This is a genomic window from Neoroseomonas oryzicola, from assembly GCF_012163135.1.
Taxonomy (GTDB): domain Bacteria; phylum Pseudomonadota; class Alphaproteobacteria; order Acetobacterales; family Acetobacteraceae; genus Neoroseomonas; species Neoroseomonas oryzicola.
Window position 1 is genome coordinate 738,855 of the sequence record NZ_JAAVUP010000002.1, and the last position, 19,855, is coordinate 758,709.

Genomic DNA, 19,855 nt, shown 5'->3' on the forward strand with positions numbered 1-19,855 from the left:
GGTGCCTTGGCTCGAACGCGGAGGCGCCCCTTAGACCAGATCGGCGCCCGGCGGTGAACCCGCGGCTGCAAACCTCTCCCGCGCCGTGGGCGGGGCGGGTAGGATGAACGTCCAGGTTGCGGAACCATTCCCTGTCCAGCACCGTCGCGCGAGATCCTGCCCCGATCGCCGCCGCCGCCCTGCGCATCGAGGCGCTGCTGGCGGCCGAGCGGGGGCGGCTCGCGCCCTGGCTCGCGGTCGCGATGGGGGCGGGGATCCTCGTCTACTTCGGGCTGCGGGAGGAACCCGCGGTCTGGTGGGCGGCGCCGGCGCCGCTGCTGGTCGCACTCGCCTGGTGGGTGGCGCGGCGGGCGCCCCATGCCGGCTGGGCGATCGGGCTGGTCGCGGCCGGGTGGCTCGGCTTCGGGGCGGCGCTGCTGCATGCCGCCACGGCCGCGCCCATGGCTGCCCCGCCGGTCCGCGCCATCGTGCTGACCGGCGTGGTGCAGGACGTCGACCTGCTGCCGGAAGGCCGCCGCGTCACGCTGGGCGAGGTGCGCTTCGCGCCGGAGGACCCGCCCCAGCCCCGGACCTTCCGCGTGCGGCTGCGCGCCAACGACCCGGCCCGCCCGGCGCCGGGGGATACGCTGACCGTCCGTGCCCTGGTGCGCGCGCCCTCCTCCCCGGCCTATCCGGGGGCTTGGGATTTCCAGCGCGCGGCCTTCTTCGCCGGGCAGGGCGGCGCCGGCTTCGCCATCGGCCCGGCCGAGGTCGCGGCGGGGGAGGGCGCAGCGCCGCCGCTCGCTGGCCTGCGCGCATCCATCGAGGCCCGCGTCACCGCCGCTGTTCCGGGCGCCTCGGGAGCTGTCGCCGCCGCGCTGTTGACCGGCGGGCAGAGCGCCATCCCCCGCGCCGACCTCGCCGCGATGCGCGATTCCGGGCTGGCGCATCTGCTGTCCGTCTCCGGCCTGCACATCGCCATCGTGATGGGCGTGGCCTTCTGGCTGGTGCGGCTGCTCATCGCCTGCTGGCGCTGGCTGGCGCTGCGCGTGGACGGCAAGGCCTGGGCGGGCGTGGCCGCGCTCGGCGCTGGCGGCTTCTACATGCTGCTCACGGGATCCGAGGTGCCGATGCAGCGCTCCTTCGCCTCGGCCGCGCTGGTCACGCTGGCGCTGCTCGCGGGGCGGCAGGCGATCTCGCTGCGCAGCCTGGCGCTCGCGGCCGCGGCGGTGATGGCGATCGCGCCGGCGCAGTTGCTCGGCCCGTCCTTCCAGATGTCCTTCGCGGCCGTCCTGGCCCTGATCAGCGGGTGGGAGGCGCTGAAGGGACCGATGGCGCGGCTGCGCGGGGAGGGGCAGTGGTGGCGGGGCGCCCTGGTCGCGGCGGCGGCGCTGATCGGGACTTCGGTGCTGGCGGGGCTGGCGACGGCGCCCTTCGGCCTCGCGCATTTCGGGCGGCTGCAATGGTACGGCGTGGCGGCCAACGCGGTGGCGGTGCCGCTGACCTCGGTGCTGGTCATGCCGGCGGGGATGCTCGCCGCGGCGCTGATGCCGCTCGGCCTGGAAGGCCCGGCGCTGGCGCTGATGGGCTGGGGCTGCGAGGCGGTGCTGGCCGTCGCGCGCGAAGTCGCGTCCTGGCCGGGGGCCGCGACCGGGGCACGGCCGATCCCGGCCTGGGGGTTGCTGATCTTCGGCGCGGGGATGCTGTGGCTGTGCCTGTGGCGGGCGCACTGGCGCTGGCTCGGCCTGCCCGCGATGCTGCTGGGGTTGATGAGCCCGGCCCTGCACCGCCCGCCGGACCTGTTCGTGTCGGGCGATGCGCGGCTGATCGGCTTCGCGGCGGATGGCGCGCTGTGGCTGCAGCGGCAATCCGGCGCGTCCAACCTGACGCGCGATTCCTGGCTGCGGGCGCACGGCTTCGCCGAGGCACGGCCGCTGCCGGCGCAGGGCGAGGCCGCGGCGGGCGCGATCCGCTGCGGCCCCGCCGCCTGCACCCTGCGCGCCGTGCCTGACGGGCCGGAGGCGCTGCTGCTGCGCGGCACGCCATCGCCCGAGGCCTGTGGCCGCGCCGCGGTGATCGTCGTGGCCGAACCCGTCCGCGGCCGCTGCTCGGCGAGCCTGGTCGTGGACCGCTTCGCCGTCTGGCGGAACGGTCCACATGCGATCTGGCTGGGCCGGGATGGCGCCGTCGTCGTCTCGGACCGCGCCTGGCGGGGGGCGCGGCCCTGGGTGCCGCCGGTGCCGACGCCCCGGGCGCGGGAGGAACTGCCGCCCGCGCCGGTCGAATAGCGCCTCAGTAGCGGCGCAGCAGCCCCACCAGGCGGCCCTGCACCTTCACCCGGTCGGGGCCGAAGATGCGGGTCTCGTGCCGCGGATTGGCCGGTTCGAGGGCGATGGAATTGCCGCGCCGGCGCAGGCGCTTCAGCGTCACCTCGTTCTCGTCGACCAGGGCGACGACGATGGCACCGTTCTCGGCCGTGTCGGCGCGGTTGATGATGACCGTGTCGCCGTCGAGGATACCTGCGTCGATCATCGAATCGCCCGCGACCTCGAGCGCGTAGTGGTCGCCGCTGCCGATCAACGCGGCCGGCACGTCGACGCTGGCGCCGTTGTCGCGCAGCGCCTCGATCGGCACGCCGGCGGCGATGCGGCCATAGAGCGGCAGCGTGACCGCGGCGTTGTCGTTCGTCTCGGGCGCGGGGCGCGGGGCGACGGTGGCGGCGAAGGGGCCGCGGATGACATTGGGGCCGAGCGGCGCCTCGGGCGCCCTGGGCGCGGCGCGGGCGGGCTTGGGCGCGAGATTCTCCGGCAGGCGGATGACTTCGAGCGCGCGGGCGCGATGGGCGCGGCGGCGCAGGAAGCCGCGTTCCTCGAGCGCCGTGATCAGCCGGTGGATGCCCGACTTCGACTTGAGCGCGAGCGCGGCCTTCATTTCCTCGAAGGACGGGGAGAAGCCCGTCTCACGCAGATGGCGGTCGATGAATATCAGCAGCTCGTGCTGCTTCCGCGTGAGCATCCAGCCCCCTCCTCCTCCGGCCGGCCGCGCGAATCGGGCGGAACAAACCGGCAACTGATATCGCGTTCTAGAAAGGTTCCGAAGTCACAGTCAATTGCATTCGGATGTGGAAGACCTGTGGACAGGTTGCGGGGTACGGCTTTGCGTCTCGCCGCGCCTGTGGGTATTCGCGGGGAATGTCCTGTGCCGATTTATCCTTGATCATTGCCGCGCACCGCCTGCAGGCGATGGTGCCGGCGGCCGTCGCCTCGGTGCTGGACCGGGCCGGGGGGGCGTCGGTCGAGGTCGTCATCGCCTCGGATGACGGCACCGACTACGCCCCGCTGCTGCCGCTGGATCCCCGGCTGCGCTTCACCGCGGTCGGGCCGGTCCGCAGCGGCGCCCATGCCGCGCGGAACCGGGGGCTTGCGGTCGCGACCGGCGCCTTCGTGATGATCCTCGACGGCGACGACGCGCTGGAAGGCCCGCCGGATGGCATCGCGCAGGTGCTGGTCCTGGCGCGCCAGGCCGGGGCGGTGGCGGTGCCGAGCATCGTGCGCGATCCCGCGGGCGCCGAGGTCCGGCGCATGCCGCCTGCGGGCATCGCCACCTTCGGCTTCGCGGCTTGGCGGGAGGCCTTCTCCTCCCTCCACCTCATCGCGCGGCGCGACCTGGTGCAGCCCTTCTCGGACTTCCGGCTGATCGACGACGTGCTGTTCGACCTGCGAGCCCTGGCGGCGGCAGGCGGCGAGGTGCCGGTCGCCGCCGCGCTCGCCTATCGCTACCAGCTGCGGCTGGGCCAAGCGACGGACACGCCCTGGGAACGCTTCGATGCCGAGTACGCCCGTGCGCTCGCCGCGATCCGGGCCGACGGCTTCGGCTTCGGCAGCCATGCCGGGGCGGCGGCGAGGGTGCTGCGGCGCTGGCGGGCGATGAACCGGGTGATCGGGACGCGGCCGGGGCTGGGCGACTATCACCGCGTCGTCGCGGATTATCTCGGCCGCCCTGCGGGGAAGGCCGGTCCCGACGGGCGGCCCTCCACGGGGGATGCGGAGGCCGAGGGGCCGGGCCTCCGCGTCTGACCTTCAGCGCCCGGTGCGGCGGATGTTCCAGAACACCGGGATGCCCGAGGGGATCACGCCCTCGAGGTTCGAGCGATAGGCGATCGGCTGGCTGAACTGGCCCCAGACCACCGCCGGCACGATCTCATAGGCGATGCGCTGGATGTCGGCGGCGATGGCGCGCCGTTCCTCGAGCGACGCGGCCTGCGGGAAGCGTTCCAGCAGCGGCGTCAGGCGTTCGTCGCAATGCCAGCCGGGGAAGTCCTGGCAATTGGTGCCGATGTAGAAATGCGTGAGGGGCGAGGCCAGGTCGAAGCCCTGCGCATGGACGCCGAACAGCGACCACGATGCATCGCGCCGCGCGCGGCGCGCGACCACCGTGCCCCAGTCCATCGCCTGCATCTCGACGTTGAAGCCGACCTCCCGCAGGCGGGCGGCGACGACCTCGCTGCCGACGCGCGGGGCGTCGATGTCGGTCGCCTGCATGATGATGACTGGCTCGCCGCGGTAGTTGGTCTGGCGCAGCGCCTCGCGCGCGCGGGCAACGTCGGGCCGCGCGGCGATCTCGCTGCCGGCAGTGGTCTCGAGCGCGCCGCCGCACATCCAGAAGGTCAGGCATTGCGGGATGGAGAGATCGCCCGTCGCACCCAGCGCCTGCGGGCCCTGGGACTGGTCGACCGCCATCATCAGCACGCGCCGCACAGCCGGATCGGCGAAGGGACCGGCCGCGGAGTTCACACGCACGAAGCCCTGCCACATGGACGGACCCGCGAGCGGCACCACCGTCACGTTGCGGTTGCGGCGCAGCAGCGGCAGCAGGTCGAAGGCCGGCATCTCGATGAAGTCGACCTCGCCGGTCGTCAGCGCATTGGCGGCCGTCGCGGCATCGGGGATGACGCGCCAGATCACGCGGTCCACATGCACGTGCTTGCCACCCGAGAGGAAGTTCGCGGGCTCGTTGCGCGGGCGGTAGTCGCGGAAGCGGTCGAAGACCTGCGTCGCGCCGGAGACCGACAGGTCGCGCCGGAACACGAAGGGGCCGGAGCCGATCAGCTCGCTGTTCTGTTCCGTGCGCGGCCGCTGCGCGAGGCGTTCCGGCATGATCGCCGGCACCAGCGAGGACGGCTTGCCGAGCGCATCGAGCACCAGGCCGAAGGGCCGGTTCAGCACGATGCGGAAGGTGCGTGCGTCGACCACGTCCATCGACGCGGTGGCCGCCATCAGGTGCCGCCCGAGCCCGTCGCCCGGACCCCAGCGCCGCAGGCTCGCGATGACGTCGGCCGAGGTGACGGGCTGGCCGTCATGGAACTTCAGGCCTTCGCGCAGCGTGAAGGTCCAGGTCATCCGGTCGTCCGAGACGGTGTGGCTGTCCACCATCTGCGGGCGGATGTTGCCCTCGCTGTCCATCGCGAACAGCGTGTCCCAGATCATGTAGGCGAAGTTGCGCGTGATGTAGACGGTCGAGACATGCGGATCCATGATCCGCACATCGGCCTGCATCACGGCGGTGATCTGGCTGGCGGGCTGCTGGCCCGCGGGCACCTGCGCCTGCGTCCCCGCTGCCGGCAATGCGATCGCCGCGGCCAGCGCGGCGCGGCGTGTCCAGGTTGCGATCATGTCCGTTTCTCCTTCGCTCAGGGGGCCTGCGTGATGAGCTCGGCGGCCTTCTCGCCGATCATCAGCGCGGTGGCGTTGGTGTTGCCCGCGATGTGGCGCGGGAAGATCGAGATATCGGCGACGCGCAGCGCCGCGACGCCGTTCACGCGCAGGTCGGGTGCCACGACGGCGCGGGCATCGGCGCCCATGCGGCAGGTGCCGGCCGGGTGGTAGAAGGGCCGCGCGGCGGAGCGCAGGAAGGCGATGTCTGCCTCGCGCCCCGCATTCGCCGGCGGCACGCCGATCAGTTCCTTCACCGTCGTCCCGAAGGGCGGCGTCGTCGCCATGCGCCGCACCCAGCCGAGGCCGCGCAGCAGCGTCTCGACATCCTGCTCGTCGTCGAGCAGCCGCGGATGGATCGCGATGGGTGCCGCCGGATCGGCCGAGCGCAGCGCGAGGCGCCCGCGCGAGCGCGGATGGTTCACGTTCACCAGGATGGTCGCGAGGTTGCGGCGCGGGATGATCCGCTTGCCGTCCTTCAGCATCGAGCCATAGGGAAACAGGTGGAACTGCAGGTCCGGTTCCGCCGCCGCTGGCTGGCTGCGCAGGAAGGCGAGCACCTGCGCGGTCGGGACGCCGAAGGGGGAAGGAAGCCCTGCCGCCCAACGCAGGAACTGCCAGGCGGCGCGCAGCGGCGCGGCCTCGGCGTTCACGGTCGGCACGGTGAGCTCGGCCTGCACGTAGAGGCCGGGGTGCTCCATCAGGTTGCGCCCGACCTCGGGGCTGTCGGCCACCGTCGCGATGCCATGCGCGGCGAGGTCGCTCGCGTCGCCGATGCCCGAGAGCATCAGCAGCTGCGGCGAGTTGATCGCGCCGGCGGTGAGGATCACCTCGCGCCGCGCGCGGATCGTCAGCGCCGTGCCGTCGCGCGTGGCGGCGAGGCCGGTCGCGCGGCGCCCGTCGAAGGTGACGCGCCGGACCAGCACGCCGTCCATGGTGCGCAGGTTCGGCCGCGCCAGGTTCGGCCGGATGAAGGCGTCCCAGGCCGAATGGCGCAGACCGTTGCGCGTCGATCCCTGGTTCCAGGCGATGCCTTCGTGGGATGCGCCGTTCAAATCGTCATTCGCCGGGATGCCGGCGGCGACGCCGCTCGCGATGAAGTCGGCCGAGACCGGATGCCGCCAGGCCAGCGCCGAGACGCGCTGCGGCCCCATGCCACCGCGCGTCGCATTGTCCGGCGCATCCGCGGTCTCCATCCGGCGGAACAGCGGCAGCACGTCGCGCCAGCCCCAGCCGGCGCAGCCGAGCGATTCCCACGCGTCGTAATCCGCTGCCGCGCCGCGGATGAAGATCATGCCGTTGATGGCGGACGACCCGCCCGGCACCTTGCCGCGCGGCCAGTCCTCGACCAGGCCGTTGCGCGTGGGATCGGGCTCGGAGCGATAGCCCCAATCGTAGCGTGGATTCCCGATCGTGCGCATCAGCGCTGCGGGCATCCGCGTGAGGCCGATGCGTTCGCGCGTGCCGGCTTCGACGAGCAGCACCGAGACGCCGTGCTGTTCCGACAGCCGCGAGGCCAGGACGCAGCCCGCGCTGCCGGCGCCGACGACGACGTAGTCGGCCTCGATCGTCTCACTTGGCATGGCCTGACGTTGGCATGGCCTCCGGGACCTGGGAAGATCGCGGCGGAGGTGCGCGATGTGCGACACGATGGTGGCGCTGCCGCCGGCGACGGCGGCGGGCGGCGTGCTCTTCGCGAAGAACAGCGACCGCGAGCGCAACGAGGCGCAGGCCGTCGAATGGCATCCGCGCGCGACGCACGCGCCGGGGGCGCTCCTGCGCTGCACCTACATCGACATCCCGCAGGCGGGCGAGACCCACGCGGTGCTGCTCTCGCGCCCCTTCTGGTGCTGGGGCGCGGAGATGGGCGCGAACGAGCACGGCGTCGTCATCGGCAATGAGGCCGTGTTCGGCACCGTCCCGCCCTCGCGCACGCCGGCGCTGATCGGGATGGACCTGCTGCGCCTCGGCCTCGAGCGCGGGGCCACGGCCGCCGAGGCGGTCGAGGTCATCGTCACGCTGCTGGAAGCGCACGGGCAGGGCGGCGATTGCGGTCACCTGAACGAGCATTTCTACGACAACGGCTTCATCGTCGCGGACCGGCGCGAGGCCTTCGTGCTCGAGACCATGGGCCGGCACTGGGCCGTGGAACAGGTGCGCGGCCTGCGCGCCATCTCTAACGCGCTGTCGATCGGCGCCGCGGATCGCGCCAGCCCGTCGCTGCTGGCCCTCGCCGGCGTCGCGGCGCCGCAGGCGCTGGACATGGCGGGACGCTTCCTGGACGAGGCGCGCGACGCGGTCGCGCGCGGGCGGCTCCGCTGCGACCGCGCGACGACGTTGCTCTCCGCGCGGTCGGGCGCGCTGACCATCGCCGACATGATGCGCACGCTGCGCGACCACGGCGCCGATGCAGGCCTGCACTGGCATCCGGTCGATACGGCCGGGCGCACCATCTGCATGCATGCGCTGGACAATGAGCGCCGCGGGCAGACGGTGGGATCGCTGGTGTCCGACCTGCGCGCTGACGGGCGCGCGGTGCATTGGATGACGGCGGCCTCCGCGCCCTGCACGGCGCTGTTCCGGCCGCTCGTCGCCGGCCTGCCGCTGCCTGCCATGGGCCCGCCGCCGAGCGACCAGGCCGATCCCACGACGCGCTGGTGGCAGCATGAGGCGATCCACCGCGCGGCGGTGACCGGCGACTTCGCCGCCTGGCTCGCTGGCCATGCCGAGGACCGCGACGCGACCGAAGCCCGCTTCGCCGCGCGCATCGAGGAAGCGCTGCGCCCCGGCGGCGATCCCGCCGCGGCCGTCGCCGCCTGCTGGGCCGAGGCCGACGCTATCGAGCGCCGCTGGGCCGATGCGCGCCCGAAGCCGGGCCTTACCGCGGAATTCGTCGAATCCTGGGCTCAGCACGACCGCCTGGCGGCCGCGCCGACGCGGCGGGCGCCGCGCGCCGCCTAGACGCCGAGATCGGCGAGGAGGATCGCCTCGACCTCCGCCCCTGCCGGCAGGGCGCGGGCGAAGGGCGCGCGCAGCACCAGCGCATCGGCGCGCGCCAGCGTCGCGAGCATGGAGGAATCCTGCACCGCGGCCGGCGTGACGCGCATCCGCCCTTCGGAATCGTAGGAGATCGCGGACCGCAGGTGATCTGCGCGCCGGTCGTTCTCCGCAATCGGCACGGCCGTGATGAGCCGCCGCGTCGGCGGCGGATCCCCCGGCAGGCCGGACAGCCGCGCGATGGCCGGGATCAGGAAGACCACGCCGCAGACCATGGCCGAGACCGGGTTCCCCGGCAGTCCCAGCACGGGCGTTCGGCCCAGCCTGCCCCAGATCAGCGGCTTGCCCGGCCGCATCGCGATCTTCCAGAAGCCGAGTTCGAAGCCTTCCCCGCCCAGCGCCTTCTGGATCAGGTCGTGCTCGCCCACGCTCGCGCCGCCGGTGGTGACCAGCAGGTCGAAGGCATGGGCGGTGCCGGCGACCTCGGCGATGGCATGCGTGTCGTCGGGCGCGATCGGTAGCACGACCGGATCGCCGCCGGCGCCCTTCACCAGCGCGGCGAGCGCATGCGCGTTGGAGGAGACGATGCCCCCCGGCGGGATCGGGTCGCCCGGCAGCGCGATTTCGTCCCCGGTCGCGAGGATGCCGATGCGAGGGCGGCGGTGCACGGCGAGCCACGGATTGTTCGATGCCGCGGCGAGGCCGATGTCGCGCGCCGTCAGCTTCCGCCCGGCGGGCAGGACCTCGTGCCCCTCGGCGAAGTCGAGGCCGCGGCGGCGGATCCAGCGGCCGGCCTTCACGGTCTCGTTCACGCGGACCGTGGCGCCGTCCGCGGTCGCGTCCTCCTGCAGCAGGATCGCGTCGGCGCCGGCGGGCACGAAGCCGCCGGTGAAGATGCGCACCGCCTGGCCGGGACCGACCTCGCTCGCGAAGGGGCGCCCGGCCGGGGCCGACCCGATCATGGATAGCGTCGCGCCCTCGACCGCATCGGCCACCCGCACCGCATAGCCGTCCATCGCCGAGACATCCGCCGGCGGCTGGGTCAGCCGCGCGACGACGGGGCTTGCCAGCACGCGGCCCGCGGCCTCGGGCAGCGCGACGGTCTCGGCCGCGGTCGGCGTCAGCGCGGCGAGGATGCGCGCGCGGGCCTCCTCGACGGGGAGGAGGTCACTCGCCACGGAACTCGCCCGACTTGCCGCCGGCCTTGTGCACCAGGCGGACATCCTCGATGCGCATGGACCGGTCGACGGCCTTGACCATGTCGTAGACGGTCAGCGCCGCGACGGTGACGGCGGTCAGCGCCTCCATCTCCACGCCCGTCCGGCCGGACAGCTTCACCGTCGCCTCGATCGCGACCGCGTCCTCGCCCTCGGGCTCGAGGTCGACCGTCACCTTCGAGATCATCAGCGGATGGCAGAGCGGGATGAGCTCCGATGTCTTCTTCGCCGCCATGATGCCCGCGATGCGCGCGATGCCGAGCACGTCGCCCTTGCCCGCCCGGCCTTCCCGGATCAGCGCGAGCGTCGTGGGCTGCATGACGATGCGCCCACGCGCGGTCGCGGTGCGGGAGGTCTCGTCCTTGGCCGAGACATCCACCATCGCGGCCCGTCCGGCCGCGTCGAAATGGGTCAGCGCCATGGCGCCGGTCCCTCAGCGTGCGTCGACAAGCTCGCGCGCCGCGGCAGCGACGTCGGCCTGCCGCATCAGGTGCTCGCCGACCAGGATGCAATGCGCGCCGGCGGCCGCCATGCGGCGGACATCGGCCGCGGTGCGGATGCCGCTCTCGGCGACCGGCAGGCGGTCGGCGGGCACCAGCGGGGCCAGTTCCTCGGTCGTCGCGATGTCGGTCTGCAGCGTGCGCAGGTTGCGGTTGTTGATGCCGATCAGCCGCGTGTTCAGGCCGAGCGCGCGGTCGAGCTCGCGCTTGTCGTGCACCTCGACCAGCACCGACATGTCGAGCGAACGGGCGATGCCGAGCAGTTCCGTCGCCATGTCGTCCGACAGCGCGGCCATGATCAGCAGGATGCAGTCCGCGCCCATCGCCCGGGCCTCGAAGACCTGCCAGGGGTGGATCATGAAGTCCTTGCGCAGCACCGGCAGGGCGCAAGCGGCCCGCGCGGCCTCGAGGTCCTCGCGCTTGCCCTGGAAATAGGGCGCGTCGGTCAGGATCGACAGGCAGGCGGCGCCGCCTTCCTCGTACGCCTTGGCGAGGGCCGGCGGGTCGAACGGATCGCGGATCAGCCCGCCCGAGGGCGAGGCGCGCTTGATCTCGGCGATCAGGCCGGTGCGGCCTTCGCCGATGCGGTGGCACAGAGCGCCGACGAAGTCGCGCACGGCCGGCGCATGGGCCGCGGCCCGCTCGATCTCGGACTGGGAGGTCGCGGCCATGCGCTCGGCGACCTCCTTCTCCTTGTCGGCGAGGATGCGGACCAGGACGTCCGGCACCGAGGTGGCGTCGGCCGGGGCGGTCATGATGTGGGGCGCGTTCATGCGGCGGCGTCCTTGGGGGGGCAGGCGGCGCGGAGGCGCGTCAATACGCCGAGCGCCGCTCCTTCGTCGATGGCGCGGGCGGCGATGGCGGCCCCCTCGCGCAGGTCATGGGCACGGCCGGCGACGATCAGCGCCGCGGCCGCGTTCAGCAGCACCACGTCGCGATAGGCGCCGGGCGCGCCGTTCAGCAGGGCTTCCAGCGCCATGGCGTTCTGCGCCGGGTCGCCGCCCTTCAGCGCCTCGGCCGTGGCGCGCGGCAGGCCGGCATCCTCGGGGGCGACGGTGAATTCGCGGAAGGTGCCGTCGGCCTCGAGCGAGACGACGTGGCTTTCCCCCGCGAGGGTGAGTTCATCGAGGCCCTGGCCATGCACCAGCCAGGCGCGCTCGGTGCCGAGGCGCGCGAGCGTCTCGGCCATCGGGCGCAGCCATTCGGCGGCGAAGGCGCCGGTCATCTGGCGCCTGACCCGCGCGGGGTTCGCGAGCGGCCCGAGCAGGTTGAAGATGGTCCGCGTGCCGAGCTCGACCCGAGGGCCGGCGGCATGGCGCATCGAGGCGTGGTGGCGCGGCGCCATCAGGAACACCATCCCGGTGTCCCTCAGCACGCCGGACAGGCGTTCGATCGGCACGTCGAGGGAGATGCCCAGCGCCGCGATCGCATCCGCCGCACCGGACTTCGACGACAGCGCGCGGTTGCCGTGCTTGGCGACCGGCACGCCGCAGCCTGCGACGACCATCGCCGTGGTGGTCGAGATGTTGAGCGTGCCCGCCGCATCCCCGCCGGTGCCGACGATGTCGATCGCATCCGCGGGGGCTTCGATCGCGGTCATGCGGGCGCGCATGGCGCGCACCGCGCCGGTCATCTCGGCGACGGTTTCCCCGCGCACGCGCATCGCCATCAGCAGGCCGGCGATCTGCGCGGGCGTCGCCTCGCCCTCCATGATGATGCCGAAGGCTTCCTCGGAGGCAGCCTCGTTCAGGCGCTCCGCGGCGGCGAGACGCGCCAGGATCGGTTTGAGCGACATCGCCGTCAGGCCGCGACGGGGGCCGCCATCGTGGCACCCGCGAGCGTCAGGAAGTTCCGCAGCAGGTCGTGGCCATGGGCGGAGGCGATGCTCTCCGGATGGAACTGCACGCCCGAGATCGGCAGCTCGCGGTGCCGCAGCCCCATGACGATGCCGTCCTCGGTCCAGGCGGTGACGTCGAGGCAGTCGGGGAGGCTCTCCCGCTCGACGATCAGGGAATGGTAGCGCGTCGCGGCGAAGGGCGAGGGCAGGCCGGCGAAGACGTCCCGACCGTCGTGATGGACCTGCCACACCTTCCCGTGCACCGGTTCGGGCGCGCGGACCACCTTGCCGCCGAAGGCCTGGCCGATCGCCTGGTGGCCGAGGCAGACGCCGAGCAGCGGCAGCCGGACCTCGGCCGCCAGCGAGATCAGCGGCAGGCAGATGCCCGCCTCGTTCGGCGTGCAGGGGCCGGGCGACAGCACCACCGCCTCCGGCTTCATCGCGAGCACGCCCTGCGGATCGATCGCGTCGTTCCGGCGCACCTCGACCCGGGCGCCGAGGTCGCCCAGGAAGTGGAAGAGGTTGAAGGTGAAACTGTCGTAGTTGTCGATCAGCAGGATCATGGCGGACGATCCTTGGACCCGACCGGGCGGGGAATCAAGGCCGCCGCGTGGCGGTGGGTTCCCGGCCCCGCCCGGCCTTGCGGCGAAGAATGAAGGAGGACGGCCAAGTGATGATGAAGCGAGCGTTCCTTGCCCTCGCCCTGCTGCTGCCGGGGGCGGCGCGGGCGGCGGACCTGCCGGACCGCCCGGTGCGGATCATCGTCCCCTTCACCCCGGGCGGCACCAGCGACATCGTCGCCCGCCTGCTGGCCGAGGCCGCCGGGCCGCATCTGCCGCGCGGCGCGGTGGTCGAGAACCGCGGCGGCGCCGGCGGCAACATCGGCATGGCCGAGGCGGCGCGCGCGGCGGCCGACGGGACGACGCTGGTGCAATGCGCCTTCGGGCCATGCGGCGCCAATCCGGCGCTCTACGCCAACCCGGGCTACGACCTGCTCCGCGACTTCGCGCCTGTGATCCTGACGGGCGCTGTCCGCAACGTGATGACCGTCCGGCGTGACCTTCCGGCGCAGAACGTGCAGGAGTTCCTCGCGCTGGCGCGTCGGGACCGGCTGACCTTCGCCTCCTCCGGCGTCGGGGCGTCGAACCATCTCGGGCCGGAACTGCTGCGGAGCATCACGGGCATCGAGATGACCCACGTCCCCTATCGCGGATCGGGCCCCGCCATCACCGACCTGGTGGCCGGGCGGGTCGACGTCTTCTTCGACAACCTGCCCTCGATCCTGCCGCATATCCGGAGCGGGTCGGTGCGGGCCCTTGCGGCCGTGAGCGACGCGCGCATCCCCGAACTGCCGGATGTCCCGACCTTCGCCGAGCAGGGCGTGCAAGGCATGGCGATCGATTCCTGGTTCGGCTTCATGACGCCGGCGCGCACGCCGCCCGCCGCGGTCGCCGCGCTCAACGCCGCCTTCGGCCGGGCGCTGCAGGACCCGGCCGTGCGTGCCCGCATGGCGGAACTGGGCGCCGCGCCGCTCGGCGGCACGCCCGAGCAGATGGGCGCCCATGTCCGCGCCGAGGCCGCCCGCTGGGCCGAGGTCGTCCGCAAGCAGGGAATCCGGGCCGAATGAGCCGCATCCAGTCCATCCGGACCATCCGCATCGGCGAAAGGCCGAACCTGCTCTGGGTGGAGGTCACGACGGATGAGGGCCTGACCGGCCTCGGCGAGGCCTTCCGCGGCGCCGCGGCGGTCGAGGCCGTGATCCACGAAAGCGCCGCGCCGCTGCTGCTGGGCAAGGACTCACGGGACATCGAGGCCTTCTCCCGCGCGCTGCTCGCGCCCTATGTCGGCTTCGGCGGGTCGTCCGCCGAGGTCCGCGCGGCCTCGGCCATCGACATCGCGCTGTGGGACCTCAAGGGCCAGCGCCACGGAATTCCGGTGCACGAGGCGCTCGGCGGCAAGGCGCGGGATCGCGTGCGCAGCTACAACACCTGCGCCGGCTACGACTACAACACGAAGTCCGCGCAGCGCCGCGACATCGGCGCCGCGGACGAATCGCGCGGTCCCTACGACGACCAGGTCGCCTTCATGCGCGACGCCGGCGTGCTGGCGGAAAGCCTCCTCTCGGAAGGCTTCAACGCCATGAAGATCTGGCCCTTCGACATCTACGCACCGGCGACGCAGGGCGTGTCCATCACCTTGAGCGACCTCAAGGCGGGGCTCGAGCCCTTCGCCAAGATCCGCCGCGCCGTGGGCGACCGGATGGAGATCATGGCGGAACTGCACAGCCTGTGGTCCTACCCGGCGGCGCTGTCGATCTGCCGCGCGCTCGAGGATTACGGCATCACCTGGGCCGAGGACCCGCTGGCCAAGATGGACGACGCGGCCTCGCTGGCCGAGTTGCGGCGATCCGTGCGCGTGCCGATCTGCGCGAGCGAGACGCTGGGCGGCAAGGTCGCCTTCCGCGACCTGCTGATCGCAGGCGCCACGGACATCGTCATGCTCGACCTCGCCTGGTGCGGCGGGCTGACCGAGGCGCGCAAGATCGCCGCGCTGGCCGAGGCCTGGGCGCGGCCGGTCGCGCCGCATGACTGCACGGGGCCGGTCACGCTGATCGCCTCGGTCCACCTCGCGATGCACGCGCCGACGGCGATGTTCCAGGAAGTGGTGCGGGCGACGCTTGCGAGCTGGTATCGCGACCTCGTCACCGCCTTGCCGAAGGTGGATCGCGGCTGGGTGCTGCCGATGGAAGGCCCTGGCCTCGGCGCCGCGCTGCTGCCGGGCGTCGCGCAGCGGGAGGATGCGATCGTGCGGGAGAGCCGCCGGTGATGGACGTCCTGCCGCTGCTGTCCTGGCACCTCGCGGGCGGGTTCCTCGCCCTGGTGCTGCTCGGCCTGGCGCTGCGCCGCTACGGCGGCGGCGCCGTGGCGAGGGTGGGCGCGGTCCTGGTCTGGCTCGCCGTGATCGCGACCGCGGCCTGGGCCGGCGCCTCGCTCTATGACGGGCTGATGATCCTCTACCGCTAAGGCCAGGGCGGCCTTTCAGGCCGGCGCCGGCAGGTCGCCCGTCCGGATGAGGAAGGCTGCGCGCGCGGCGGCCTGGCGCCAGTCCGCGCCGTCCCCAGGGCAACGAACCAGGCGAAGGGTCGGGTACCAGACCGTATCCTCGCGTCCCTGCAGCCAGCGCCAGTCGGTATGCCGCCCATGGGCCAGCATCAGCGCCGGCTTGCCGAGCGCCCCCGCGAGGTGGACGACGGCGGTATCGACGCTGACCACGAGGTCGAGCGCCTCGATCGCCGCTGCGGTATCGAGGAACCAGTCCGGCCCGTTGTCGAGTTCCGGGCCGAGGCGGTCGAGCGGGAAGGGCGCCTCCTGCTCCTCCCCCGGGCCCTTCTGCAGCGAGATCAGCCGCACGCCCTGCATCCCGGCGAGCGGTGCGAAGGCTGCAAGCGGCGCCGAGCGGTACGGGTCGACGGGCGCGGCCGGGTTGCCCTGCCAGACGATGCCGACGCGATAGCCCTCCGTTCCGATGCGCTGGCGCCAGCGCGCGACCCGGTCGGGCTCCGCGGTCAGGTATGGGATCCGCCCCCGGAACTGCTGGGGCCAGAGTCCGAGGGCACGCGGCAGGTTCAGCAGTGGCAGCCAGGCGCTGACCGCGACCCCATCACCCTCGGCGGAGGAACGCAGGTCGATCCCTTCGCAGAGCGGGGCGAGCAGGCGATGCAGGCGGGGATCCAGCACGGCATGAACGCGGGCGCCGCGTTCGCGCAGCAGCGGCAGGTAGCGCGCGAACTGGATGGTGTCACCGAGGCCCTGCTCGCCCATCACCAGCAGCGCCGGCGGCACCTTGCCGCCGCGCCAGGGGGGCACTGGCTCCGGACCATGGGCGCCTTGGCGCATGACCTGCGGATACGCCTCCGGCATCAGGCGGAAGCGGACCTCGTAGGCGTCCCAGCCCTCGTTCCACAGGCCGGCACAGAAGCAGGCCCGGGCGAGGGCGATCTGCACCCCGGTATCCTCCGGTGCCAGGCCGCGCAGCGTGCGCAGCGCCGCGGCGGCTTCAAGGAAGCGCCCCGAGTCGCGGGCGTCCTCGATCAGCCTCAGGATTGGGTCGAGATCAGGCGTTGCCACGCTTGCGGCGGTCGGCGGCGAAGCGCACGGCCTCCTCGGCGGCACGGAACAGGGCGCGCGCCTTCTGCACGGTTTCCTCGTATTCGGCCTTGGGGTTGGAATCGGCGACGACGCCGGCGCCGGCCTGGACGTACATCACGCCGTCCTTCACCAGCGCCGTGCGCAGCGCGATGCAGGTGTCCATGCCGCCATCAGCGCCGAAATAGCCGATGCCGCCGGCATAGAGGCCACGCCGCGAGGGCTCGAGCTCCTCGATGATCTCCATCGCCCGGATCTTGGGCGCGCCGGTCAGCGTGCCGGCCGGGAAGCCCGCGCAATAGGCGTCGAGCGCGTCGAGCCCCTCGCGCAACCGCCCCTGCACCTCGGACCCGATGTGCATGACCTGCGAATAGCGCTCGACCTGGAACTGTGCCGTGACCTTCACCGTGCCGATCGCGGCGACGCGGCCGACATCGTTGCGGCCGAGGTCGAGCAGCATCAGGTGCTCGGCGCGTTCCTTCGGATCGGCCAGCAGTTCGGCCTCGAGCGCGCGGTCCTCCTCGGGCGTGGCACCTCGGCGGCGCGTGCCGGCCAGCGGGCGGACGGTCACCGTGTTGTCGCGGCAGCGGACCAGGATCTCCGGGCTCGCCGCGACCACCGAGAAGCCGCCGAAATCCCCGAACACCAGGAAGGGCGCGGGGTTGATCCGCCGCAGCGCGCGATACAGCGCGAAGGGCGGCAGGGCGAAGGGGGCCGAGAAGCGCTGCGAGGGCACGATCTGGAAGGCGTCGCCGGCGCGGATGTACTCCTTCGCCTTCTCCACCGCGGCGATGTAGCCGGCCTCGGTGAAGTTGCTCTCGGGTGCGGGCTGGGCGGGCAGGGCGGCGGGCGGCGCCGGGCGCGGCACCGGGCGGTCGAGCGCGGCCTCGGCCTCGTCGAGCCGGGCATTGGCCGCCTCCCACGCCGTGGCCGGGTCGCTGCCGGGCCAGACCGGGGCGCAGAGCGTCAGCGTGTCCCGCACATGGTCGAAGACGGCCATGATGGTCGGGCGCGTCATCACCGCGTCGGGGATGCCGAGCACGTCGGGATTGGTCTCGGGCAGCCGCTCGATCAGCCGCACCATGTCGTAGCCGAGGTAGCCGAACAGCCCCGCGGCCATCGGCGGCAGGCCGGGCGGCACCGGCATCCGGCATTCGTTGATCAGCCGGCGCAGGCTCTCGAGCGCCGGCCCATCCTCGGGGGCGAAGCCGTGCGGGGCGGACAGCGCATGGCGGTTGATCTCCGCCTTGCCGCCGCGGCAGCGCCAGACCAGGTCGGGTGCGAGGCCGATCGCCGAATAGCGGCCGCGCGCCGCACCCCCTTCGATCGATTCCAGCAGGAAGGCATTGGGCTGCGCGCCGCCCGTCAGCTTCAGGAAGGCGCCGACGGGGGTGTCGAGGTCGGCCACGCGCTCGCGCACCACGATGGTGCCGCGCCCGGCCGCGAGTGCATTGCGGAAGGCGGCGAAGGAGGCGTCGTTCATCGGCCGGTGACCTGTTCGAGCAGGGTGCGGTTGACCTGTACGCCGGCACGGTTGCGCAGCGCGATGGCGAACTGTTCCTCGAGCTCGTTCTGCATCGACTGCTCGACCTCGCTGCGCAGGCGGCCGAGGCCGAGCGGATCGCTCGCGGGGTCGAAGGGCACCACCTGGACCACCTGCGCGACCGCGAAGCCGGTCCGCGTCTCGACCATGGTGGGCTCGTTGGCCTTCGCCTCGAACAGCGGGGCGATCAGTTCCGGCGGGATGCCGGCCGCGGCCTGCGGGTTGCGGCCGAAGGGGCCGATCCGCTGGGGCGTCAGCCCGGCTTCCTCGGCGGCCTGGGCCATGGTCTTGCCGCCGCGGATGGCGGCGAGCAGCCCGGCCGCCTTCTCCTCCGCCGCACGGCGGCGAGCGTCCGAAAGGAAGGCGATGCGCACCTCGTTCTCCACGCTCTCGAAGGGGCGGAGCGCGGGCGGGGTGACGGCGCGCAGGTCGATGGCGACGAAGGCGTCGCCCATCTCGGTCATGCGGGCGGGATCGCCCTGGCGGGCGGCGAAGACCGCGCGCAGCAGCGCCTCGCGCTCGGTGTCGCCGACCGGCAGCGCGACGCGTTCGTTGGCGGGCGAGCGGCCGGAGGAATCGATGGTCGCCGTGGTCACGTCGGCACCCAGGCGCCGGGCGACGGCGTCGAGGGGCTCGCCGCCGGCCAGCGCGTCCTCGATCCGGTTCGCGCGTTCGTAGGCGAGGTCGAGGGCGCGGTCATGCGCGACCTCCTGGCGGAGCTGGTCGCGCACCTCGGCGAAGGAACGGCTGGTGGCGGGTTCGATGCGATCCACCTTCAGCACGTGCCATCCGAAGGGGCTCTGGACGGGGTCGGTGACCGCGCCCTCGGCCGCGGTGAAGGCGGCCTCGGCCACGTTCGGAAGCGGCATGGTGCCGCGGTCGAGCAGCCCGAGGTCGGCGGCGCTGCCGCCGGCCGCGCTCGCCGCCTGCTCGATCGCCGCGAAATCGGCACCGTCGCGCCAGGTGGTCGCGAGGGTGCGGGCGGCCTCCTCGGTCGGCAGCACGGCCTGGCGCAGGGCGCGACGCTCGCCGGTCTCGAACTGGTTGCGGCGCTGCTCGTAGGCCTGCTGGAGCTCGGCGTCGGAGACCTCGATCTCGCGCGACAGGCCGGCGGGGGAGACGACGGCGATCGAGACCTCCCGGTATTCCGGGGTCGAGAAGCGCTGCGGGTTGTTCTCCTGGTACCGGCGCAGCTGCGCCTCGGTCGGCGCCTCGGGCTCGGGGATCGAGGCGAGGGGGATGTTCACCACCTCGGCGATGCGGCGTTCCATCAGCCAGGCGAGCAGCGGGGCAGTGATGGCGTCGGGGCCGGCGGCCCCCGAACGGACCGCGCCGGCGAGCTGCTGGCGCAGGATGTCGCCGGCGATGACGTTGAGGAACTGCGGCTCGCTGAGCTCGTTCTGGCGCAGCAGCGTGTCCAGCGTGGCGCGGGAGAAGGAGCCGTCCGGCCCGCGCAGGCCGGGGATGGCGAAGACCGCGTCGCGCACCGTCTCGGGCGGGGCGACGAGACCGAGGCGGCGGGCCTCCACGCGCAGCGCGCGGTCGGAGATCAGCTGCTCGATCGCGGTCGCGGCGACGGCGCGGCGGATGTTGTCGTCCGGCTCGAAGCGGTTGCCGAGCTGGCGGGCGATGCGCGCCATCTCCCGCCGCGCGGCGGCCTGGGCCTCCGGCAGTTCGATCTTCTCGCCGCCGACGGTCGCGACGGCGGTCTCGACGCCGAAGTTCCGCACCACGTCGCCCACCCCCCAGATCGCGAAGGAGAAGACGAGGATGATGAAGAGGATCCTGGCGGGCCAGGTGCCGGCGAGGCGGCGGAGCGCGGTGAGCATGGGCGCGTCCTTACCGCCCGGGGCGCGGCGGCGGAAGGGGCTGGGCGGAATGTGGGCCCCGGCGCGCACCCCCGTCCGGGTTGGAGCCCGGGCGCAT

The 19,855-nt window shown here is 73.1% G+C and carries 17 protein-coding genes; 6 read left to right on the forward strand and 11 right to left on the reverse strand.

Annotated features, from left to right (window positions below; translation table 11 throughout):
- Positions 1–116: 116 nt before the first annotated feature.
- Positions 117–2,267 (forward strand): ComEC/Rec2 family competence protein, encoded by a 2,151-nt coding sequence (locus GWK15_RS10025; RefSeq protein WP_245211515.1) that lies wholly within the window; start codon positions 117–119, stop codon positions 2,265–2,267.
- 4 nt (positions 2,268–2,271) lie between these two features.
- Here the strand turns inward: GWK15_RS10025 and lexA are convergent, their stop codons facing one another.
- Entirely contained in the window at positions 2,272–2,994 is a 723-nt protein-coding gene (gene lexA, locus GWK15_RS10030) for a transcriptional repressor LexA (RefSeq protein ID WP_168041141.1), read from the reverse strand.
- A 197-nt stretch (positions 2,995–3,191) separates the two neighbouring features.
- Here lexA and GWK15_RS10035 point away from each other — a divergent pair, with 197 nt between their 5' ends.
- Positions 3,192–4,055, forward strand: coding sequence for a glycosyltransferase family 2 protein (locus GWK15_RS10035; protein WP_168041142.1), 864 nt, complete (start codon positions 3,192–3,194; stop codon positions 4,053–4,055).
- Between the two features lie 3 nt (positions 4,056–4,058).
- Here GWK15_RS10035 and GWK15_RS10040 read toward each other — a convergent pair whose 3' ends face one another.
- Together GWK15_RS10040 and GWK15_RS10045 are read right to left on the reverse strand one after the other, a co-directional pair.
- Positions 4,059–5,651, reverse strand: coding sequence for an ABC transporter substrate-binding protein (locus GWK15_RS10040; RefSeq protein ID WP_168041143.1), 1,593 nt, complete (start codon positions 5,649–5,651; stop codon positions 4,059–4,061).
- A 17-nt stretch (positions 5,652–5,668) separates the two neighbouring features.
- Complete coding sequence (locus GWK15_RS10045; protein ID WP_168041144.1) at positions 5,669–7,273, reverse strand: GMC family oxidoreductase; 1,605 nt, start codon at positions 7,271–7,273, stop codon at positions 5,669–5,671.
- A gap of 55 nt (positions 7,274–7,328) precedes the next feature.
- Here GWK15_RS10045 and GWK15_RS10050 point away from each other — a divergent pair, with 55 nt between their 5' ends.
- Positions 7,329–8,651 carry a peptidase C69 family protein gene (locus tag GWK15_RS10050; protein ID WP_168041145.1) on the forward strand — a complete coding sequence of 441 codons (1,323 nt, stop codon included), beginning with the start codon at positions 7,329–7,331 and terminating at the stop codon, positions 8,649–8,651.
- Here GWK15_RS10050 and GWK15_RS10055 read toward each other — a convergent pair.
- Genes GWK15_RS10055 through GWK15_RS10075 form a run of 5 tightly spaced genes read right to left on the reverse strand, consistent with a single transcriptional unit; the run spans position 8,648 to position 12,804 of the window.
- Positions 8,648–9,865: a molybdopterin molybdotransferase MoeA gene (locus GWK15_RS10055; protein ID WP_338147225.1), complete on the reverse strand. Its 1,218-nt coding sequence runs from the start codon at positions 9,863–9,865 to the stop codon at positions 8,648–8,650. The genes GWK15_RS10050 and GWK15_RS10055 overlap by 4 nt on opposite strands.
- On the reverse strand, positions 9,855–10,325 hold the full coding sequence (moaC, locus tag GWK15_RS10060) for a cyclic pyranopterin monophosphate synthase MoaC (RefSeq protein ID WP_168041147.1): 471 nt from the start codon (positions 10,323–10,325) through the stop codon (positions 9,855–9,857). Before moaC ends, GWK15_RS10055 begins: the two co-directional genes overlap by 11 nt.
- A 12-nt stretch (positions 10,326–10,337) precedes the next feature.
- Positions 10,338–11,177 (reverse strand): indole-3-glycerol phosphate synthase TrpC, encoded by an 840-nt coding sequence (gene trpC / locus GWK15_RS10065; RefSeq protein WP_245211516.1) that lies wholly within the window; start codon positions 11,175–11,177, stop codon positions 10,338–10,340.
- Complete coding sequence (gene trpD / locus GWK15_RS10070) at positions 11,174–12,199, reverse strand: anthranilate phosphoribosyltransferase (protein WP_168041148.1); 1,026 nt, start codon at positions 12,197–12,199, stop codon at positions 11,174–11,176. Before trpD ends, trpC begins: the two co-directional genes overlap by 4 nt.
- Before the next feature lie 5 nt (positions 12,200–12,204).
- Positions 12,205–12,804, reverse strand: a complete 600-nt coding sequence (locus GWK15_RS10075; protein WP_168041149.1) for an anthranilate synthase component II — start codon at positions 12,802–12,804, stop codon at positions 12,205–12,207.
- Positions 12,805–12,914: 110 nt separating this feature from the next.
- Here GWK15_RS10075 and GWK15_RS10080 point away from each other — a divergent pair, with 110 nt between their 5' ends.
- The 3 genes from GWK15_RS10080 to GWK15_RS10090 are packed head-to-tail and all read left to right on the forward strand — an operon-like array spanning position 12,915 to position 15,264.
- On the forward strand, positions 12,915–13,868 hold the full coding sequence (locus GWK15_RS10080; protein ID WP_245211517.1) for a Bug family tripartite tricarboxylate transporter substrate binding protein: 954 nt from the start codon (positions 12,915–12,917) through the stop codon (positions 13,866–13,868).
- A complete protein-coding gene (locus GWK15_RS10085; protein ID WP_168041151.1) occupies positions 13,865–15,067 on the forward strand; it encodes a mandelate racemase/muconate lactonizing enzyme family protein in 1,203 nt (400 codons plus the stop codon). Before GWK15_RS10080 ends, GWK15_RS10085 begins: the two co-directional genes overlap by 4 nt.
- Complete coding sequence (locus GWK15_RS10090; protein WP_168041152.1) at positions 15,067–15,264, forward strand: hypothetical protein; 198 nt, start codon at positions 15,067–15,069, stop codon at positions 15,262–15,264. The genes GWK15_RS10085 and GWK15_RS10090 overlap by 1 nt, the downstream gene beginning before the upstream one ends.
- A gap of 15 nt (positions 15,265–15,279) precedes the next feature.
- Here the strand turns inward: GWK15_RS10090 and GWK15_RS10095 are convergent, their stop codons facing one another.
- The 3 genes from GWK15_RS10095 to GWK15_RS10105 are packed head-to-tail and all read right to left on the reverse strand — an operon-like array spanning position 15,280 to position 19,758.
- Positions 15,280–16,368 carry a glycosyltransferase family 9 protein gene (locus tag GWK15_RS10095; RefSeq protein WP_168041153.1) on the reverse strand — a complete coding sequence of 363 codons (1,089 nt, stop codon included), beginning with the start codon at positions 16,366–16,368 and terminating at the stop codon, positions 15,280–15,282.
- Positions 16,355–17,869: an anthranilate synthase component I gene (gene trpE / locus GWK15_RS10100; protein WP_168041154.1), complete on the reverse strand. Its 1,515-nt coding sequence runs from the start codon at positions 17,867–17,869 to the stop codon at positions 16,355–16,357. The genes GWK15_RS10095 and trpE overlap by 14 nt, the downstream gene beginning before the upstream one ends.
- Positions 17,866–19,758, reverse strand: a complete 1,893-nt coding sequence (locus GWK15_RS10105) for a peptidylprolyl isomerase (protein ID WP_168041155.1) — start codon at positions 19,756–19,758, stop codon at positions 17,866–17,868. The genes trpE and GWK15_RS10105 overlap by 4 nt, the downstream gene beginning before the upstream one ends.
- Positions 19,759–19,855: the final 97 nt, after the last annotated feature.

Excerpts from the sequence above, each read along its gene's own strand:
- GWK15_RS10105 (WP_168041155.1), bottom strand. The coding sequence starts at position 19,758 with ATGCTCACCGCGCTCCGCCGCCTCGCCGGCACCTGGCCCGCCAGGATC.
- GWK15_RS10090 (WP_168041152.1), top strand. The coding sequence starts at position 15,067 with ATGGACGTCCTGCCGCTGCTGTCCTGGCACCTCGCGGGCGGGTTCCTC.
- GWK15_RS10085 (WP_168041151.1), top strand. The coding sequence starts at position 13,865 with ATGAGCCGCATCCAGTCCATCCGGACCATCCGCATCGGCGAAAGGCCG.
- GWK15_RS10080 (WP_245211517.1), top strand. The coding sequence starts at position 12,915 with ATGATGAAGCGAGCGTTCCTTGCCCTCGCCCTGCTGCTGCCGGGGGCG.
- trpE (WP_168041154.1), bottom strand. The coding sequence starts at position 17,869 with ATGAACGACGCCTCCTTCGCCGCCTTCCGCAATGCACTCGCGGCCGGG.
- GWK15_RS10050 (WP_168041145.1), top strand. The coding sequence starts at position 7,329 with ATGTGCGACACGATGGTGGCGCTGCCGCCGGCGACGGCGGCGGGCGGC.
- moaC (WP_168041147.1), bottom strand. The coding sequence starts at position 10,325 with ATGGCGCTGACCCATTTCGACGCGGCCGGACGGGCCGCGATGGTGGAT.
- trpD (WP_168041148.1), bottom strand. The coding sequence starts at position 12,199 with ATGTCGCTCAAACCGATCCTGGCGCGTCTCGCCGCCGCGGAGCGCCTG.
- trpC (WP_245211516.1), bottom strand. The coding sequence starts at position 11,177 with ATGAACGCGCCCCACATCATGACCGCCCCGGCCGACGCCACCTCGGTG.
- GWK15_RS10045 (WP_168041144.1), bottom strand. The coding sequence starts at position 7,273 with ATGCCAAGTGAGACGATCGAGGCCGACTACGTCGTCGTCGGCGCCGGC.
- GWK15_RS10075 (WP_168041149.1), bottom strand. The coding sequence starts at position 12,804 with ATGATCCTGCTGATCGACAACTACGACAGTTTCACCTTCAACCTCTTC.
- lexA (WP_168041141.1), bottom strand. The coding sequence starts at position 2,994 with ATGCTCACGCGGAAGCAGCACGAGCTGCTGATATTCATCGACCGCCAT.
- GWK15_RS10040 (WP_168041143.1), bottom strand. The coding sequence starts at position 5,651 with ATGATCGCAACCTGGACACGCCGCGCCGCGCTGGCCGCGGCGATCGCA.